This window comes from Pseudomonas sp. WS 5051 (assembly GCF_012985715.1).
Classification (GTDB): Bacteria; Pseudomonadota; Gammaproteobacteria; order Pseudomonadales; family Pseudomonadaceae; genus Aquipseudomonas; species Aquipseudomonas bubulae.
Window position 1 is genome coordinate 425,177 of sequence record NZ_JAAQWV010000004.1, and the last position, 14,636, is coordinate 439,812.

At 51.4% G+C, this 14,636-nt stretch carries 13 protein-coding genes and 3 pseudogenes; 6 read left to right on the forward strand and 10 right to left on the reverse strand.

Annotated elements, in window-relative coordinates:
• Positions 1–72: 72 nt before the first annotated feature.
• The 4 genes from HBN79_RS09160 (at position 73) to HBN79_RS09175 (ending at position 2,198) form a co-directional block, all read left to right on the forward strand.
• Positions 73–576: a hypothetical protein gene (locus HBN79_RS09160; protein ID WP_169916586.1), complete on the forward strand. Its 504-nt coding sequence runs from the start codon at positions 73–75 to the stop codon at positions 574–576.
• A 3-nt stretch (positions 577–579) separates the two neighbouring features.
• Positions 580–1,308, forward strand: a complete 729-nt coding sequence (locus HBN79_RS09165) for a metallophosphoesterase family protein (protein ID WP_169916587.1) — start codon at positions 580–582, stop codon at positions 1,306–1,308.
• A gap of 67 nt (positions 1,309–1,375) precedes the next feature.
• Positions 1,376–1,780, forward strand: a complete 405-nt coding sequence (locus HBN79_RS09170; RefSeq protein WP_169916588.1) for a hypothetical protein — start codon at positions 1,376–1,378, stop codon at positions 1,778–1,780.
• Positions 1,781–1,829: 49 nt separating this feature from the next.
• On the forward strand, positions 1,830–2,198 hold the full coding sequence (locus tag HBN79_RS09175) for a hypothetical protein (protein WP_169916589.1): 369 nt from the start codon (positions 1,830–1,832) through the stop codon (positions 2,196–2,198).
• Positions 2,199–2,370: 172 nt separating this feature from the next.
• Here the strand turns inward: HBN79_RS09175 and HBN79_RS09180 are convergent, their stop codons facing one another.
• The 7 genes and pseudogenes from HBN79_RS09180 to HBN79_RS09210 all read right to left on the reverse strand — a co-directional run bounded on the left by HBN79_RS09180 (position 2,371) and on the right by HBN79_RS09210 (position 10,132).
• Positions 2,371–2,670, reverse strand: coding sequence for a hypothetical protein (locus HBN79_RS09180; protein WP_169916590.1), 300 nt, complete (start codon positions 2,668–2,670; stop codon positions 2,371–2,373).
• 383 nt (positions 2,671–3,053) lie between these two features.
• A pseudogene (locus HBN79_RS09185) lies at positions 3,054–3,371 on the reverse strand (LysR substrate-binding domain-containing protein); the annotation flags it as partial.
• A gap of 18 nt (positions 3,372–3,389) precedes the next feature.
• Positions 3,390–3,632 carry an AbrB/MazE/SpoVT family DNA-binding domain-containing protein gene (locus HBN79_RS09190; RefSeq protein ID WP_169916591.1) on the reverse strand — a complete coding sequence of 81 codons (243 nt, stop codon included), beginning with the start codon at positions 3,630–3,632 and terminating at the stop codon, positions 3,390–3,392.
• Between the two features lie 480 nt (positions 3,633–4,112).
• The gene (locus HBN79_RS09195) at positions 4,113–4,688 is read right to left on the reverse strand and encodes a hypothetical protein (RefSeq protein ID WP_169916592.1); all 576 of its coding nucleotides are present in this window, start codon (positions 4,686–4,688) and stop codon (positions 4,113–4,115) included.
• A gap of 94 nt (positions 4,689–4,782) precedes the next feature.
• Complete coding sequence (locus HBN79_RS09200; RefSeq protein WP_169916593.1) at positions 4,783–5,748, reverse strand: hypothetical protein; 966 nt, start codon at positions 5,746–5,748, stop codon at positions 4,783–4,785.
• Positions 5,749–5,966: 218 nt separating this feature from the next.
• Positions 5,967–7,838 (reverse strand): UvrD-helicase domain-containing protein, encoded by a 1,872-nt coding sequence (locus HBN79_RS09205; RefSeq protein ID WP_169916594.1) that lies wholly within the window; start codon positions 7,836–7,838, stop codon positions 5,967–5,969.
• Positions 7,835–10,132 carry an AAA family ATPase gene (locus HBN79_RS09210; protein WP_169916595.1) on the reverse strand — a complete coding sequence of 766 codons (2,298 nt, stop codon included), beginning with the start codon at positions 10,130–10,132 and terminating at the stop codon, positions 7,835–7,837. The genes HBN79_RS09205 and HBN79_RS09210 overlap by 4 nt, the downstream gene beginning before the upstream one ends.
• Before the next feature lie 224 nt (positions 10,133–10,356).
• Here HBN79_RS09210 and HBN79_RS09215 point away from each other — a divergent pair.
• Together HBN79_RS09215 and HBN79_RS09220 are read left to right on the forward strand one after the other, a co-directional pair.
• Positions 10,357–11,004: pseudogene (locus tag HBN79_RS09215) on the forward strand (restriction endonuclease); the annotation flags it as partial.
• Positions 11,005–11,220: 216 nt separating this feature from the next.
• Positions 11,221–11,586 (forward strand): histone-like nucleoid-structuring protein, MvaT/MvaU family, encoded by a 366-nt coding sequence (locus tag HBN79_RS09220; RefSeq protein ID WP_169916596.1) that lies wholly within the window; start codon positions 11,221–11,223, stop codon positions 11,584–11,586.
• Between the two features lie 148 nt (positions 11,587–11,734).
• Here HBN79_RS09220 and HBN79_RS09225 read toward each other — a convergent pair whose 3' ends face one another.
• The 3 genes and pseudogenes from HBN79_RS09225 to metC form a co-directional block, all read right to left on the reverse strand.
• Complete coding sequence (locus HBN79_RS09225) at positions 11,735–12,217, reverse strand: OsmC family protein (RefSeq protein WP_169916597.1); 483 nt, start codon at positions 12,215–12,217, stop codon at positions 11,735–11,737.
• Between the two features lie 61 nt (positions 12,218–12,278).
• Positions 12,279–12,581 (reverse strand): annotated as a pseudogene (locus HBN79_RS09230) (transposase); the annotation flags it as partial.
• Between the two features lie 572 nt (positions 12,582–13,153).
• Positions 13,154–14,329: a cystathionine beta-lyase gene (gene metC / locus HBN79_RS09240; RefSeq protein WP_169916598.1), complete on the reverse strand. Its 1,176-nt coding sequence runs from the start codon at positions 14,327–14,329 to the stop codon at positions 13,154–13,156.
• Positions 14,330–14,636 lie beyond the last annotated feature (307 nt).

Below are 14,636 nucleotides of genomic sequence, written 5' to 3' on the forward strand. Positions count from 1 at the left end.
CTGAGGTTGGTTGCTTGCGAACTTGGGCGCCGCCTTTCGAATTGCAGCACCGCAAACGAGGAAATCAGCATCATGTTTATTTCAGATGAGTCTTGTATGGTCGGCTTACCGGGCTTCCCTGGGCCTGGCCGCACGGCTTGGCGGATGATCGAACGAGACACCGAGGATTTCTGGTATCACGTGCGCTTTCGCATTTGTGAAGGAGCAAAGCCTCGGTTCAAAAAAATGATGCCATCAGACCCTTCGATGCTGACACACCTACTCTCGCAGCAGAGCCCAGAGCACAAGATTGAGGTGGTTCAGATTGTGACTCCCCCTTGCATGAATGGGAGTCCTTTAGAGCGTATGGAAAAGTTGATCAGTGCAATCGTCGGCTACGACAGAAGCGGTGAGTGCGTACTGCTTCATAAAGTCGATAGCGGAGCAATCTACAGCAGCTCGCCCGGCGTGATCGACGCATGCCTGCTCAGAAATATTCGAACGATCTACGACGCCATGACTGCCGCCGGGAAGCATTTCCATTGCACCAACTATCAAACCCCGAATCGCTCCGCCACTACAACGGCAGCAGGTTAATCCATGAAGCTACAAATCTATTCAGACCTGCACCTCGAGTTCGCTCGGTTCGATCCCGCCCCAAGCGACGCGGACGTAGTAATTCTCGCCGGCGACATTGATATCAAATCGCGGGGCGTGAAATGGGCAAGCGAGGTTTTTCAATGCCCAGTGATCTATGTATGCGGTAATCATGAGTACTACGGCGGGCACATAGGTCACACACTGCGAAAGATGAAAGACGCTACATTGCCCCATGTGCATGTACTCGAAAACGAGATGCTCATTCTCGATGGCACACGCTTTTTGGTCACAACTGCCTGGACGGATTATTCGTCTACGGGTGATGTGGTTGCGGCAAAGAGAATTGCTTGGGATTCGATGAACGATTTCTTGACTATTCGAGCCGACTTGGATTACAGGCGCTTGCGTCCAGACGACCTAGTCGCTAAGTCAATGAGAGCTCACCTATGGCTAACCCAAGAGCTTAATAGACCTTTCGACGGCAAAACAGTGGTGGTCACACACCATGCACCAGTGTTGGATCACCTGGGTGACGATCACCCTGGACATCTGGCTGCAGCGTATGCGAACGATTGGTCAGAGTTACTTAGTAAGCCTGATCTTTGGGTTTATGGGCATACCCACGTTGCGGCGGACTTCTTAAAGGAAGGGTGTCGAGTGGTGTCCAATCCACGCGGTTATCCGGGGCAGAATACGGGCTTTGATCCTGATTTATTGATCAAGCTTTGATTGTCAGTGATTGGCTATTGGACACGTTCGCGTGGCTGGCCGAGCTCAACGGGATGGAGGATTTTTGATGGTGACATTGGAAGAGGTCTCGCAACTCTTGTACGGCGCTGGAGAGGAGGTTGTCGGCTGGGAAGGCTCACAAGAAGACTTGATCTCTTTGGCTGCAAAGACATTCCCAGGCAAAGCATTCTGTGTGGTGAAACAGTGGATCTTGATCGACCTCACTGTGACGCCGGTTGAAAGGGAAAAGCTTACGAGCCTCGGTCTATTTCCCATGACGCTTTTCGCTCACGAAGTCGTGCTTGACAGTAAAGGTCGCTTTCAATCCGGTATGTGGGTACGCAGTAACTTCGGAAAATCCTTCACTGAAGGCTGCATGTTTGAAACCAACAGTACCGTCTACCTTCTTTTAGGTTCAGGTCTGAAAAAAGAGGCAAGCATTGGCGCTGCTTTTTCCATGAAGGCCGGGTAGGCAACGGTCAGCACAAATACATAATGACCCTTTTTGGAGCTTTGGCCGGATGCCTGAAATCATTGAAGTTGAATTTCATAGTAAGTATCTCAGTGATTTTCAGCTGAGCCGTCTTGTACAGGCAAGTCTTCGAAAATACACCGTGGCCATTACGGCTTTTATCAGCGATGCGGTGATCATAGACAACAGGTGCCTTGGCGTGTTCTTCGATCACCTTCAGGAAGACGAGGTGTATCGAACAGCCAATGGCGGAATCATTTGCACGACAAAAATTCATAGGGCATGGAAAGAAGGACGCTTCTGGCTTTTGGAAACGGGGGAGGGAAATTACCTTGTTGGTAGCTTCAAGCGCGGCGGTGGGCGACGTAATTTTCTTGAATTGATTCGATGGGGTGATCGTCTCAAATCAGAAGATTGAATACTTAATCTCTGGCGTAGTGGCGGTATGACTGCATGGCAGCTGATGAGCGCTGGATGGCTATTACGGTTTTGATCAGCAGCGCTCCGAGTTAGACGTGTGGAGCGCTTCAAACTGCCGCTATCCAGTGAAGCCCATTTTTTCATCGGACGGATTCACAGTTAGCCCTTCTTCAGTAACCGAACTCGTTCAGCAGTTTCTGCAAAAACTCACGTCTCCGTTGGACAATGCTTAAAATGAGGTGGTCACGATCGGTGTCTCTCGTTGATAAGTGCCCAGCGTCCACAAGGCCATGGATGTAGCCTTCAGCTCTGCCTCTAGCTTCGAGCAACGCCTCTGCTGAAGTGCTTTTGTAGATGTCTTCCGCGATGATCTGCCACCGCTTCATTTGACGCCGACCAACCGGGTCGTCCGAAAATTTTGGGGCGTTGATCAGTGTATTGAAATCGTTGTGTACGGTGGCTGTGCTCAAGTTGGGTTCTCAGAACAGTGATGTCTGAGCTGAAGTTATCATGCGCACACTATATCGCCTGCTGCTGGCTGGTTTTTTGTAGGCGCTGACGCGAAGGGCCGAATTTAATGTTGTTACACGCTATCGGTGGCGTCTTTGAGCTTTGTGGAGAGTACAGGCAGTACTATGTAACGAGTAAATTCTTAGCTAGGAGTTCGATATGGGATACCTCAGCCTAGAGGACATCTACCCCGACGACCCCAGTTATTCGTTAGCCTTCAACATCTCTATGTCCATAATTTTGATACTGACTACGATGCCTGCGATTCTGCGGTTGGCTCTTTCATAGCCGTAGCAAGTCCTATCCGACCAAAAGCGGGCGTATGACTCAGGGTGAAAGAGAGCTATCCCTTTAGAATGAGGGACATATCTGGATATTTAGCGCACATGAAATCGACGAATGCGCGAACCTTGGGAGCAGTAAGGCGCCTGGATGTATGCAAGACCCAAAGCCTTGGTTCAACACCCAACACCGTGCCCCACTGAACTAACTCCCCACGCGCAAGCTGGTTCCAGGCAATGGACTGTGGAATGAGGGCGGCGCCACCACCGGCAATAGCCGCATCGCGAACCATAAGTAGCGAAGAGAACCGCAGCTTTGGAATCGGCTCCAGGATCAACTGTTCTCCGTCGAGACTCCAATGCGTGGGCTGGAAGTTCGAAAGCACATTACGGCTGTCTCATTTGTCCTGGGCCTTACCAAGCTGTCCGCTATCCCAGGCTTCAGTGAGCTCGTCTATTCGATCTGCAATCTGAGGCGTTTTTGATAGGACAAGGCAGCGTGTATTGCCGACAAACTCCTCTATCAAATACACCGCGTCGCCGACGTCTAGCTCCAATTCCTGTAGCGCCTCATCGGGAATTCGGATTGCACCGTCACCATCCCATTCTTCGATCATGATTTTTATCGGTGGCTTTCTCACGTGTGGTCTCCATAGCTTAAAGTCGGCAATGGTAACGTGCTTTGCGTGCAGGCTCAGAGCGCGGCGAGCAGCTGTTCGAGCCGTTCACGCTCCCTGGAACTCATTAGCTCGACAGGATCAAATCCGTCGCGCAGCCAGAGTTCAAGTGTTCCGACTCTACCATCAGGCGACCTGCAGTACTCGCAGTAGTCCAGGGTGTCACAGTCATTTAAGAGTGTGAGTCGCCAGCCATCAATTTCCACAGCCATGAGGCCGTGATAGATCTCGCTCCAGGACTGCACGGATCTTCGTGTCATGATGCGTTTACCGAGTGCGACGTCCGTCAGTATCTGGCAGACCTTGCGGGCGGTGAGAGGGGAGGTTGTGTTCAAATCATTCTGAGCTTGAGTCATTGCTTGCTAACGCTAAGTTGCGGTGTGGAGTGGCGTCAATGAAGAGGTCGCTCCTTCGGGCCAAAAGAGGCCGGGCCTGGAAGATGAATCATTGCGGGCCGACAATCTGCTTTCTGTACTCGCCAAGGTTCGCCACCCAGTTACGCGAGATCATGTGAAGCTTATTGGCAAGGTCACGGCAGCACTCAGGTGTGAAGAATGGCGGCAAATCATCTTGCGCACGGACATACTCAAGAATGTTGCCGTGGCACAGGGTGTGCCGAACCCTGACGAGTTCAACATTCTGGCGGGTAGGCAGATTGGCTTCGAAATCTTGCTCACCTGGAAATGCTAAGGCGTCGATTGACATGCCGTTGGCCCTAGCTTGGCGCAGCAGTGAGTTACTGAGCAGCGAGATATCGTCAACGTTGTCGATTCGTGCAGGGATCTTCACTTGAGCCATCGTATTGCGAAGCGAGCCCTCGATTCCGGTGAGAAATCCAGTGCAAGCTGGCAGGTAGAGCTCATGCTTCAGCGCGTCATACGCCTGGATGAAAAGCCAATGACTTTCTGCGCCCAGCGAATGTTGAAGCCAATAGCTGCGCTCGTCGAAGTCCGCACGCTGTCTTCGCAGAAAGTCCTCAAGCTGATATTCGTCGCCAGACAGTTCATGGGGGGCAGTCACAATGGTTACCTCATTACAGCAGATTAGAAAGATGACGGGGCCTGAATCCCCGCAGCAGAGCTAGAAATCTACACCGGACGCTCGGGACAGGACGTCATAGTGTGTTTGCGTTGGAAATCCATTGCAGTACCTCATCGACACCTGCGCGATTAGCCTTCGCAAGCAGAGTCTTGCCAATCTTAAATGGCGCTTCTTCTCTACAGCGTTCTGCAAACCGGACGAAATTCTTATCCGCCGATATGATGACTTCCGCGTCAACCAAGTGCGTCGCCAGACGAGAGTCGCCCGGCGTGCCGGTGGTGACCTTGTGCCATGCTTGAAGAAACTCGAACGACCCGCGTAGCCATTGCCGCGGGACCGCTGCGGGATCGAGTTCATGCAGCCATAGCCGATTCATCGACTCGGTTGATGAAAGCATGGCGGGCACGTCAATCTCGCTGTCGAGCCACTCTCTGATCGCACTCTCGTAAATCTGCAGTTCGGACTTGAACATATGCAGGCTGGGCACGCGCCAGTAGTGCACAGGCTTTCCCGTCCAGCCTGGCGTGCCGGTTTCTGGGATGTGTCCGACATGCTGTAGATGTGTCTCACTGCCAGGCCTGATTTTCTTCAGCCGTTCTCTGATGGCGAATGACTGCTCGACAGCCAGGTTCTCTTCTTGCTCCCGTCGAACGCTTTCATTCGTTGGAGGGGAATCAATCTCCCTGCGTGCACGATCCCAGAAGCCACCGGTACGCCTTACCCAGTCATATCTGACTCGGTTGAACTCCCTCATGTTCGGCTTGGCTATGACCCATTCCGGCCGCAGCCTGATTATCTCTGCTTTGACCTCAGAGCATTCGCTGAACACCTCCGGCATCAGGCGCTTCCAATCATTTTCTGTAAGAAGCCGGATTACCTTACGGCGGGCGTCCGGCACCGGCAGTTGCTGTACCTCATCCACCACAGCGGAAGAAACGACAATTTCAACTCCTGCTGCCCGGGCGCGCATGGCAAGTTCGCTGCCAGCATCCTCATTTGCGATGTAACTCCAGATGTTTGTATCCAAAAAAAATCGCATCAACGCTGTCTCAATCCTGAAAAGTAGTAAGCGTATTACGCTGTGAAGACTGTCAGATTTTGGATCAGCGCAGGTCAAACATCCATTGGAATGCTTCGACTGCGCCTAGCTTTCCGAAAGCAGGTTTGCGTCGTCTAATCACCTAGCTGAAGCCATGCCCTGTGCCACTTGTCTCTTCAGTACATCCGTCAAACAATTCATGTCGTTGGTAGTGAGTTTCACAGAAGATCGACCTCGTCGGGCTTGAGCCATCCTGCCTCGATTACTCGCTGCTTAGCTATCCCAGGCTGAGCGGTGTAAACCACAATCGCGAGACTTTCTTCGGCCCGGCTGCACGTGACATACAGCAGGCGACGAGTGCGAGCCAAGGAATCATCTTTGCCCTCGTGTTGATTTTTTACGTCGCTGTCAGAAGCTGGTTTGACACCCAAGAGCTTGTCGTAACTGAAAAGGAAACCACCTGCCTCTTCGTCATTGAGGATGACCATGACTCTGGGGAACTCCAGCCCCTTTACACCCTGGTGCGTGTCGAAGGGGGAAAGCCCATCGGTATAACCAGCGAACGCAGCCATTTCCGAGAAGGGACGCCCTAGTAGAGTCTGGTATGCATGGGTTTCTAATGCATCACGATCCGATGTGTCTGGAGGGGCATCAGTCGTAGCGCCCAGCGATAGAGCTGCTACAAGTCGGTCTGGGAGATCCAGCAGGCCTGTTTGGAGTAGGACTTGAGCGACGTCTCCTATCAGGGGGTCGTTGTCATTGAATAGTTCACACAGCGATTCAGTAGCGTCTCCTGCTTTCTCAAGCAAGGCTAACTGGTCAGGCACCTCTTTCATGGATTTAGGGTCGAGAAGCGGCGACTGAAGCCGCACAGCTTCCATGAGACTGAAATCGTTCATTTTGGTAGCTTGAAGAATAGGGGCCACCCGTTCGAAAAACAGTTTCAAGATTGGCAGTGTTCCGTCCAACAGCCCGGTTCGTAGGTGCTCAACCCCATACAAAGGTGTGAACACACCCTCGAACCCCATTCGACGTCCGGCCATCTTGTGTTCAAGGATGAGGGTCTTTCTTCCATCCTTACCAGCTGCCCACTGAGTATCGCCGGTGATGGCTGCCATGCGCTGTGCTATGTCTTCCTCCAACCCGAAGCTTTGACCTGGTGTCTGTTGGGTGCAAAACATTCGAACCGTGCCTTCTATGGCGTCCGGCTTTGGCTTCTGCTGATGATTGTCTGCGCCCGCACGGATTACATTGATAAGATCAACAACCCTTGTTGGGCAGCGACGGTTCATACGTTTTTCGGGCACCGCCCAATCTGGAGGGATCGCTTCCTCCAAGCGCACCTTCCCATCGTTGTAGATGCGTTGCATGGTATCGCCGAGAAGCCCGAGACAGAAACGGTCAGGGATGAGGGATTGTGCTCGCAGAAAAGCATCCATGAGAGGCCCATAGGTATCCTGGCTCTCATCGATCAAGAGTACAGGGTGCAAATCCGCCATAATATTCAGCAATGGAGGCAACTGGATAAAAGCAGCTGCCATTTGAATGACTTCACTATGGTTTAGGGCTTGCCTACCGCGATTGTCGCCGGTAGGGCTGTAAATGAATGTGGATATCTCATCCAGGGAATCGAGGCGACGAGCTTTGCTATCCCTTGAAGCTTGATTTGCTAGAAATGTCTTGTTTTGCCCTCGAGCCTTTCCAAGCTTCTCATTGAGCTCACCAATGTCTTGGGTGAGCTTGACCCGAAGCCACTCACGAATGTCATCATTGAAGCCCTGAATCATCCGCCAAGAGAAGGCGTGAATGGTTGACACAACCACCAGTGGGTCGTGTTCAAGACGGCGGGTAATTTCCTCGGACGCCGCTTTGGTATAGGTGATGATCGCGATTTGGCGTCCTTCAAAAGTCAGTCGTTGCCGTTCCCTATTCTTTAGAATTTTCACGGCTTCGACTAACGAATGGGTTTTTCCAGAGCCAGCGCCGGCGTATAGGAAAAAACTCTTCGGATGGTCGAGATTCAGACAGTCCTGAATGATCTGATCGGCATCTGGAACATCATCCATAGTAGCTTCCGGCTGCCGGCTCATGGTGTCACCTCGACAATCGCTGAAGGGATGACCAGTAGCTCTTTGCTTTTTCTTTCGAGCTTGGACTGCAACCACGCCAAGCCTTCATGGATGTAAGTAGGCACCGTCAACTTGGCGAAATCAGAATCGCCGAGAACGTGTAGTGCGAACTCTGCCTTATCACCATCCTTGAGTTTGGTGAACAGCTCTGTGCCAAGCTCTAAGGATGTTTCTGCTTCACGTAGCGCCTTGGCGAAAGATCGCATCAGCCCGCGTCCCGCTTTGTTAGCAAAATGCTCTGTGTTGCTCAAGACAAGGCTGTCTTCAAAGGTATTTGGTAATGCTTCGACCTCTAGCCCAGTTTTGGGTAAGCGGACAGTAATGGGCGTCTGATAAGCGATCCTGATCGAAAACAGCTCGTCAATTTGCTGAGCTTTACTGTCGGAGGTCAGATCCAGTAATGAGTCCACATCATGTCCAAGGCCTGCTGCTCGCATCCAATGGCGCACGGTTGGGTTGTTAGTGGTTTGGCCTTTCTTCCGCTCGACAGGTTTGCCGATCTGTAGGAGACCCGCGTCCAAGTCAGTTATCACCAGAGTGACAATACCCAACGCATCGATCAGGGGCCGGAGCCGATGCGCGTGGCTTCCCCCAATATCCAAAATGGTGATGTAGCACTGGTCTAGGAAACGAAAGTGCTGCCTCAAAAAATGTGGAAGCATCATGCGCTCAGCGGCCCCCTCAACAAGGATCACCGCATCCGCAAAGAACAGGTCGGCATGTTGGGCCCGAAGGTAACGGGTAACGAATTCCTTCGTTTGATTGGACTCGCCGAACACTGTACTTAGGTTCGAAACGGTAGAGACTGGGATTGATATCCCGGCCATGCCGGACGGAAGTCTGCGGAAGTATCTCAAGTTTTCGTAGTCAATCTCATGAGCTACGTGGCTGGAATGGGAACTCACCATCAGCTGTGTCCTGAGGTTCGGATACTTCACTAGCAATGGGTCGCTGCACAGCACATGGTAGGCGTGTTTTATGAATGCTTGCTGAACCTGGACGTGTAGGTGGGCCTCCGGTTCTTCGATTAGAACCAAATGTATAGGCTCAACACCAGTAGCGCTTTGCTCTTCAGGGCTTCTGTACTTCTTCAGCCATTCATCTCGAAATGCCATCAATCGGAATATCATTGAGATGAGGTTCTGGTAGCCGAGCCCGTTGGACGTCTCCGGAAGCCTAAGAGGCGGTGCTCCAGGGGCTCCTCCAACGGAATCCAATTCAAACAGCACCGCTGCTTCGTGGTTCATCCCGTCCGTAGGGGCGAGGCGGGTGGAAACTCGGATGGATGGGTCGGAATTATTCGGATAGCCCAAGCCGGCGACTTCCTTGAGCGCAGGCGCGAAGCTCGTGCTCAAGCGAGTGTCAAAGGCGGTTTGAGCTGCCTCAATTGCTCTGAGTGCCTCCAAATCTGAAATATCTGGGCTATCGCCTGGATCGAGATGCCTGCTGTAGTACGCTCGCAATTGTTCCGAGAGCTTCCTGCCCGATCCATGTCCTCCCTCTAGGACGCCTTCGTCAGCGCTGTCACCAAAGCCGCGTTGAGCATTGATCTCGTGGACTCGAATCAGGTCTGTTAGGGGATTGCGCTCGAGTGGCGTTGCAGTGGCCGCAAGCGGTTGCGGGTTAGCTTTACGAGTTGCAGGATCTGGAGCTTTTAGCTGGCCTGGATCAAGTCGGTACCATCGGATCTTGAAGGTTTTACCGATTCGCCGATTCAGGTAATCATGCAAGCTCTGCGGCCAGAGCGGAAGCGATGGTGGCTGCGTACCTAGCGCTGCCTGTTTTTGAATTTCCTGCTGAAGCTCCCTCACTCGTGCCCGCTCTTTGCGGTAATCGACAAACAGCGTTGGCATATCATCTGGTTCCAGCCGGAACCGCATACCGACATGGCCGCCTTTCCAGGCGAAGTTCGGTATGAGATCTCGGATGTGATGAAGCTCGCCCTGAGCTGCTTCAAGCCAAATATCTAGCGTTGGCAACCAATCAGCCCATTCATTTGCGACTGGGATGGGGAAGCTATCATCTGCAGCCTCCCAAGCTTCACCAATGGCATCGATTGTGGCGAGATGGCTCAGAGTAAGATCTTGCAATCTGAAAATCGACGCTTTCGAAAGTAGGAACTTGCGCAAGGCCAGCATCGCAGATGATTTGCCACTGTTGTTGGCTCCAACGAGGAGTGTGGTCTCGGCTGCGAGGTCGACTCGTACGGATAGGAGCTTGCGGAAGTTCGCGATTTCCAGATGCTGAATTTGCATAGTCTCTTCCCTGATGACTGCTCAACAACGGAGCGTCCGGCTGATAGATGCTGGAACTCTAGCTTAGCCGGCCCGGCACTCCAATCGCCGTGGTGGTATTTCGCCATCATTGGTGCGTCTGCGTGCAGTGGAAACAAGCTCGTGGACTGAGTGATGGCACTGAGCTATGGTCGCTAGCATGATGTGCGTGAAGGCGCGCGATGACTTGGGAAGGAACGGAAACGATGATTTACCAATGCAACGGATGCAACAGGACTACCTTCGAGACAGCATGCCCGTGGTGCATGAGCTCCCAAGTTTCGCCGTCATCAGAGCTCACGTTGCGGCACCTCACTCCACTGGATCCTTCGTTTTATCCCGACTTTCAATACAGATCCAAAGGCTTGATTCAAGATTTCTTCGGTAAGAAGAAAGAGCAAGCCCAACTGAACGATCTTCTGAACAACGTATTGAGAAAATACGCGGAGCTGAAGCAGCCATACTTTACGAACTTCATTCACACGACTCGCGAAAGCGCAGGTAGCAGCGATGACGCAGGCGTGCCCGGCCCACGTTTGGATGGTGTGTACAGCGAGAGAGAGCTATTCAGGGAGGTCTTGATTCGCAAAGGTTTTGACGAGCTTGAAGGGCTTCCATCTCTTTTGGACAAGCTGCTGCAAACCACAGCATTCAACTCTGCCTACCTGGGCTTCTCGAGAGAGTTGACCCGCCACATCCGAGCTGATCTTGCCGACACCTTACGTTCCTGGATTGAAGAGGCCGGGACAACGTTCAGGTCTGACCTGGCCTTGTTCTACTACCACCTCTGGGAAAATGACGTTCCATTTCCCAATGTCCAATTCAATCCCCAAGCAGCCTCCACATCTGGCGTACTGAATCGCGCCAGGTTCCGTAGACACCGCCATGCCTCAAAAGGTTGGTCTCAATACTTCGCTTTTGACAGGACACGAATAAATTAAAGTTGCGAACCTAGACTCCTCAGTGCGGGTCTTTGTGATCGCTCATTCATGAATCTTATAACTAAACGATTTACGGTTAACTCTAGAGTTTGGTGTATTGTTAGGGGACTAACTACGTAGAGACTAAGCATGTCAAAACTCGCCGAATTTCGCCAGCTCGAAAAACACCTAGCCGAGCAACTACAAGCCCTAGAAACCCTGAAAGGGGATGCAGGCCTCAAAAAGGAAATAGAGTTCGAAACGAAGCTGCGCGCTCTGCTTGCTGAGTACGGTTACAGCTTGTCTAACGTAATCAACTTGCTGGATCCTCAGGCTGGCCGTAGCGCTCCAGTAGCCGAATCTAAATCCGGCTCTCGTAAGCCTCGTCAGGTTAAGGTCTACAAAAACCCTCACACTGGTGAAGTCATCGAAACCAAAGGTGGGAATCACAAAGGGTTGAAGGAATGGAAAGCAGAGTACGGCTCGGACACCGTTGAGTCTTGGTTAGCCAAGTGATTCTGGTTTGAGTGCAAAAGGGCCCTTTAAGGGCCTTTTTTGCAGTGTAGAGCTAAGAATCCGAGTCGTAAGCGTCCGGCAATTTCCTCTAAGCAGTTACGTAGACTATGAGATGGTGCTCGACTATGCGGACACCATCTCTGGTTAACTAAGTGGCTGGCCTTATCGATATTTCGGGAGCGTGGCTGACTGGAAAGTTTACCGAACGAGCAATGAAGCATTTTTCATGAGCTATTTTGTGCAGCATCTGAGCTTTTTCGATCTCAGACCCCGATGCCAGGATCACTTTGGGCCTCAAAATAACTGAGGTGAACTGACCAGCGCCGTTGCTCTCCTCGACCATTGTTCCTTGAGCGTTGTCCTCGTAGGCCACTACAACGACCCCGGCCTCAGCGCAAAGGCCAAGGTACCAAAGCTTGTGGCACGCAGATAAGGATGCCAAGAGCAATTCCTCGGGATTCCAGCGCGTAGGGTCTCCTCGAAAACTGGGATCGGATGAGCCCTCGATTGGAGTTTTGCCGTTAACTGCGATTAAGTGCGCCCGGCTGTAACCCCGATAAGATGACGTTCCTGTCCCGTTGTTGCCGGCCCAAGTTACCTGGACTTCGTACTCGTGCGCTTTATCTACCATTGCTCCCTCCTGGGATAGTTTTCGAAAAGTCCATTAAAAAACGGACTCATTGAGCAAGCACCTAGCGACGAGGTAGCAGTTCCATAATCTCACTGACCCGTTGCGTAGGCAGGCGAGTGAGGACGTCCTTCAAATAAGCATACGGATCATGCTCGTGGAGTCGCTCCGACTGGATCAGGCATATGATCACCGCCGCCCGTTTGCCGCTGCGTAGTGACCCTGCGAAGAGCCAGTATTGACGACTCAAGGCCCACGGTCGAATCTGGTTCTCGGCCCAATTATTGTCAATGTGTACGGCCCCGTCATTGAGGTAGGGCTACAGCGTTGTCCAGCGCTTCAGGCTGTAATCCAAGGCTCTGCTGATAGGCTCGGTGGCGAGCCTTATGGCGTCGGGGATCATCTCTACAAGTCTCGCAGAAAGGTCGCATAGGCCGCCGCGCTTTCGGTTGATCAGTTAATTTTGAAGGCACCGCGTGGATATGGGATTTCGAAGCAGATGGTTGCTCCAGTAATATCCGTTCGTGACTTCGACGACGGTAATTTCAGGGGAATCAAGGCAGGCTGCAGGGCAATGGTTTTTGCGATTGCAGCCGAATCCAATTATGGACGAGATTTGCGTTGAGATTGTGGCCCAGCGCGACGATGGCAATCGAGGCGCCAGGTTCGGAGCTCTCTTGAATGAATCCGGCTTTGAAGGATTTGAAGTACTAAAGGCGTTGTGGCTGCATGAAAGACCAGCTTAAAAGACTAGAAATGGTGTCCACTAAAATTAGTTGGGCGCCATCGCCTTTGGCGTCGTGGTCAGGAAGGTGAGTTGGCCGGAGGCTTACGCCACTTGGGTTGACAGGCAGCGACAAAGACTAATTTCAAAGACTGAAATTTTGCATCCGGCAAACTAGGAAAACCCTGTAAAGGGTTAACCTAGCAATTAGTGGATTATGGTTTGTTGCGTAGAGAATTAAATTCTTCAAAACCTTTTTCGAGATCTTCGATCAGGTCAAATGGATCTTCAAGGCCGATATGAAGTCGTACAAGGTGCCCATCAATCTCCCAGGATGTCGCACTTCGGATGGCTTTGGGATCTGCAATCATAGCCAAACTTTCAAATCCACCCCAAGAGTAGCCAATTGAAAATAACGATAAGCTATCCAATAACGCGTCTGCCGCAGCTTGTGAAGAAGGTTTGGTCACGAAGGACAGCAAGCCCGAGGCTCCTCTAAAGTCTCTTTTCCATAATTGATGCTGAGGATGAGACTCTAATGCTGGATAATAGACTACTTCAACTTCATCGCGTGTTTCCAACCATTTGGCTACTGTTGTCGCATTTTTATAGTGGCGTTCAAGCCTAATATCTAACGTTCTCATTCCCCGAAGTGCCAAGGTTACATCATCAGGGCTAACAAACAATCCCATGTTGAAGTGGAATTTTTTGAGGCTTTCCCATGCACGCTTGGAGGCTGATACAGTACCGAGAACGGCATCAGAGTGGCCGACGATATATTTGGTGGCGGCCATGATGGAAAGATCGACACCTAGTTCGAGCGATGGAAAGTAAAGGGGAGTTCCCCACGTGTTGTCAGCAATGACCAAAATATTATGCTCATGGGCAACCTTAGCGATGGCTGGTATGTCCTGTATTTCTAGAGTCAATGAGCCTGGGGATTCCGTATAGATGGCTTTTGTATTTGGCTTAAAAAAATCTACTACACCGGCACCTATTGTAGGATCGTAAAACGATACCTCTATTCCAAGGCGATTACCCACTTGTTCACAAAAGGCTCTAATTGGTGCATATACGTTGTCGGCGATTAGCAGGTGATCCCCTGCTCCAACTGCCGACAGTATGGCAGTCGTACAGGCAGATAGCCCTGATGGGCAAAGCACTGTGCCTTCAGCATGCTCTAACTGCTTAAGGGCCTGAGTAAGTGCCTCCGTGGAGGGGTTGTTCCATCGGCCGTAGATGTATTTTTGGCGCCCCTCGCGCATAGATGCGCTCGAAGGGAAAGCCACGGTTGAGCCTCGGTAAACCGGCACATTTACGAATCCATGATGCTGCTCAGGCTCGATAGACGCGTGGGCGAGTAAGGTTTGAACGTTTTTATATTTTTTCATACGGGCATCCAATTCCTGCAGCGGTTGGTGGCTTGGTGCGGACAGAAGTGACGCAGGGTTAGGATTAAAAAGCTATTTTTATTAAATGTCTACTACTAGGTTGGCCTATAAATAAATGTCATATAGAACATGGTCTTAGGATATTTTAAAAAATAGAGTTTACACGCCAACCATGTGGATGGTAGATTTTTTGCGACTCAAAACTCTACTATCTGGTCGGTATCGCATCGACGCTCGGTGTAGGATTTTGAATTGGGAGTGGATGGCTTCGTGCTATTGCTGCTACGCAAGTACACGCCGATTTCCG

Coding starts and splice junctions, on each gene's coding strand:
- HBN79_RS09160 (WP_169916586.1), top strand. CDS start 73: ATGTTTATTTCAGATGAGTCTTGTATGGTCGGCTTACCGGGCTTCCCT.
- HBN79_RS09220 (WP_169916596.1), top strand. CDS start 11,221: ATGTCAAAACTCGCCGAATTTCGCCAGCTCGAAAAACACCTAGCCGAG.
- HBN79_RS09205 (WP_169916594.1), bottom strand. CDS start 7,838: ATGAGCCGGCAGCCGGAAGCTACTATGGATGATGTTCCAGATGCCGAT.
- HBN79_RS09210 (WP_169916595.1), bottom strand. CDS start 10,132: ATGCAAATTCAGCATCTGGAAATCGCGAACTTCCGCAAGCTCCTATCC.
- HBN79_RS09200 (WP_169916593.1), bottom strand. CDS start 5,748: ATGCGATTTTTTTTGGATACAAACATCTGGAGTTACATCGCAAATGAG.
- HBN79_RS09165 (WP_169916587.1), top strand. CDS start 580: ATGAAGCTACAAATCTATTCAGACCTGCACCTCGAGTTCGCTCGGTTC.
- HBN79_RS09170 (WP_169916588.1), top strand. CDS start 1,376: ATGGTGACATTGGAAGAGGTCTCGCAACTCTTGTACGGCGCTGGAGAG.
- HBN79_RS09225 (WP_169916597.1), bottom strand. CDS start 12,217: ATGGTAGATAAAGCGCACGAGTACGAAGTCCAGGTAACTTGGGCCGGC.
- metC (WP_169916598.1), bottom strand. CDS start 14,329: ATGAAAAAATATAAAAACGTTCAAACCTTACTCGCCCACGCGTCTATC.
- HBN79_RS09175 (WP_169916589.1), top strand. CDS start 1,830: ATGCCTGAAATCATTGAAGTTGAATTTCATAGTAAGTATCTCAGTGAT.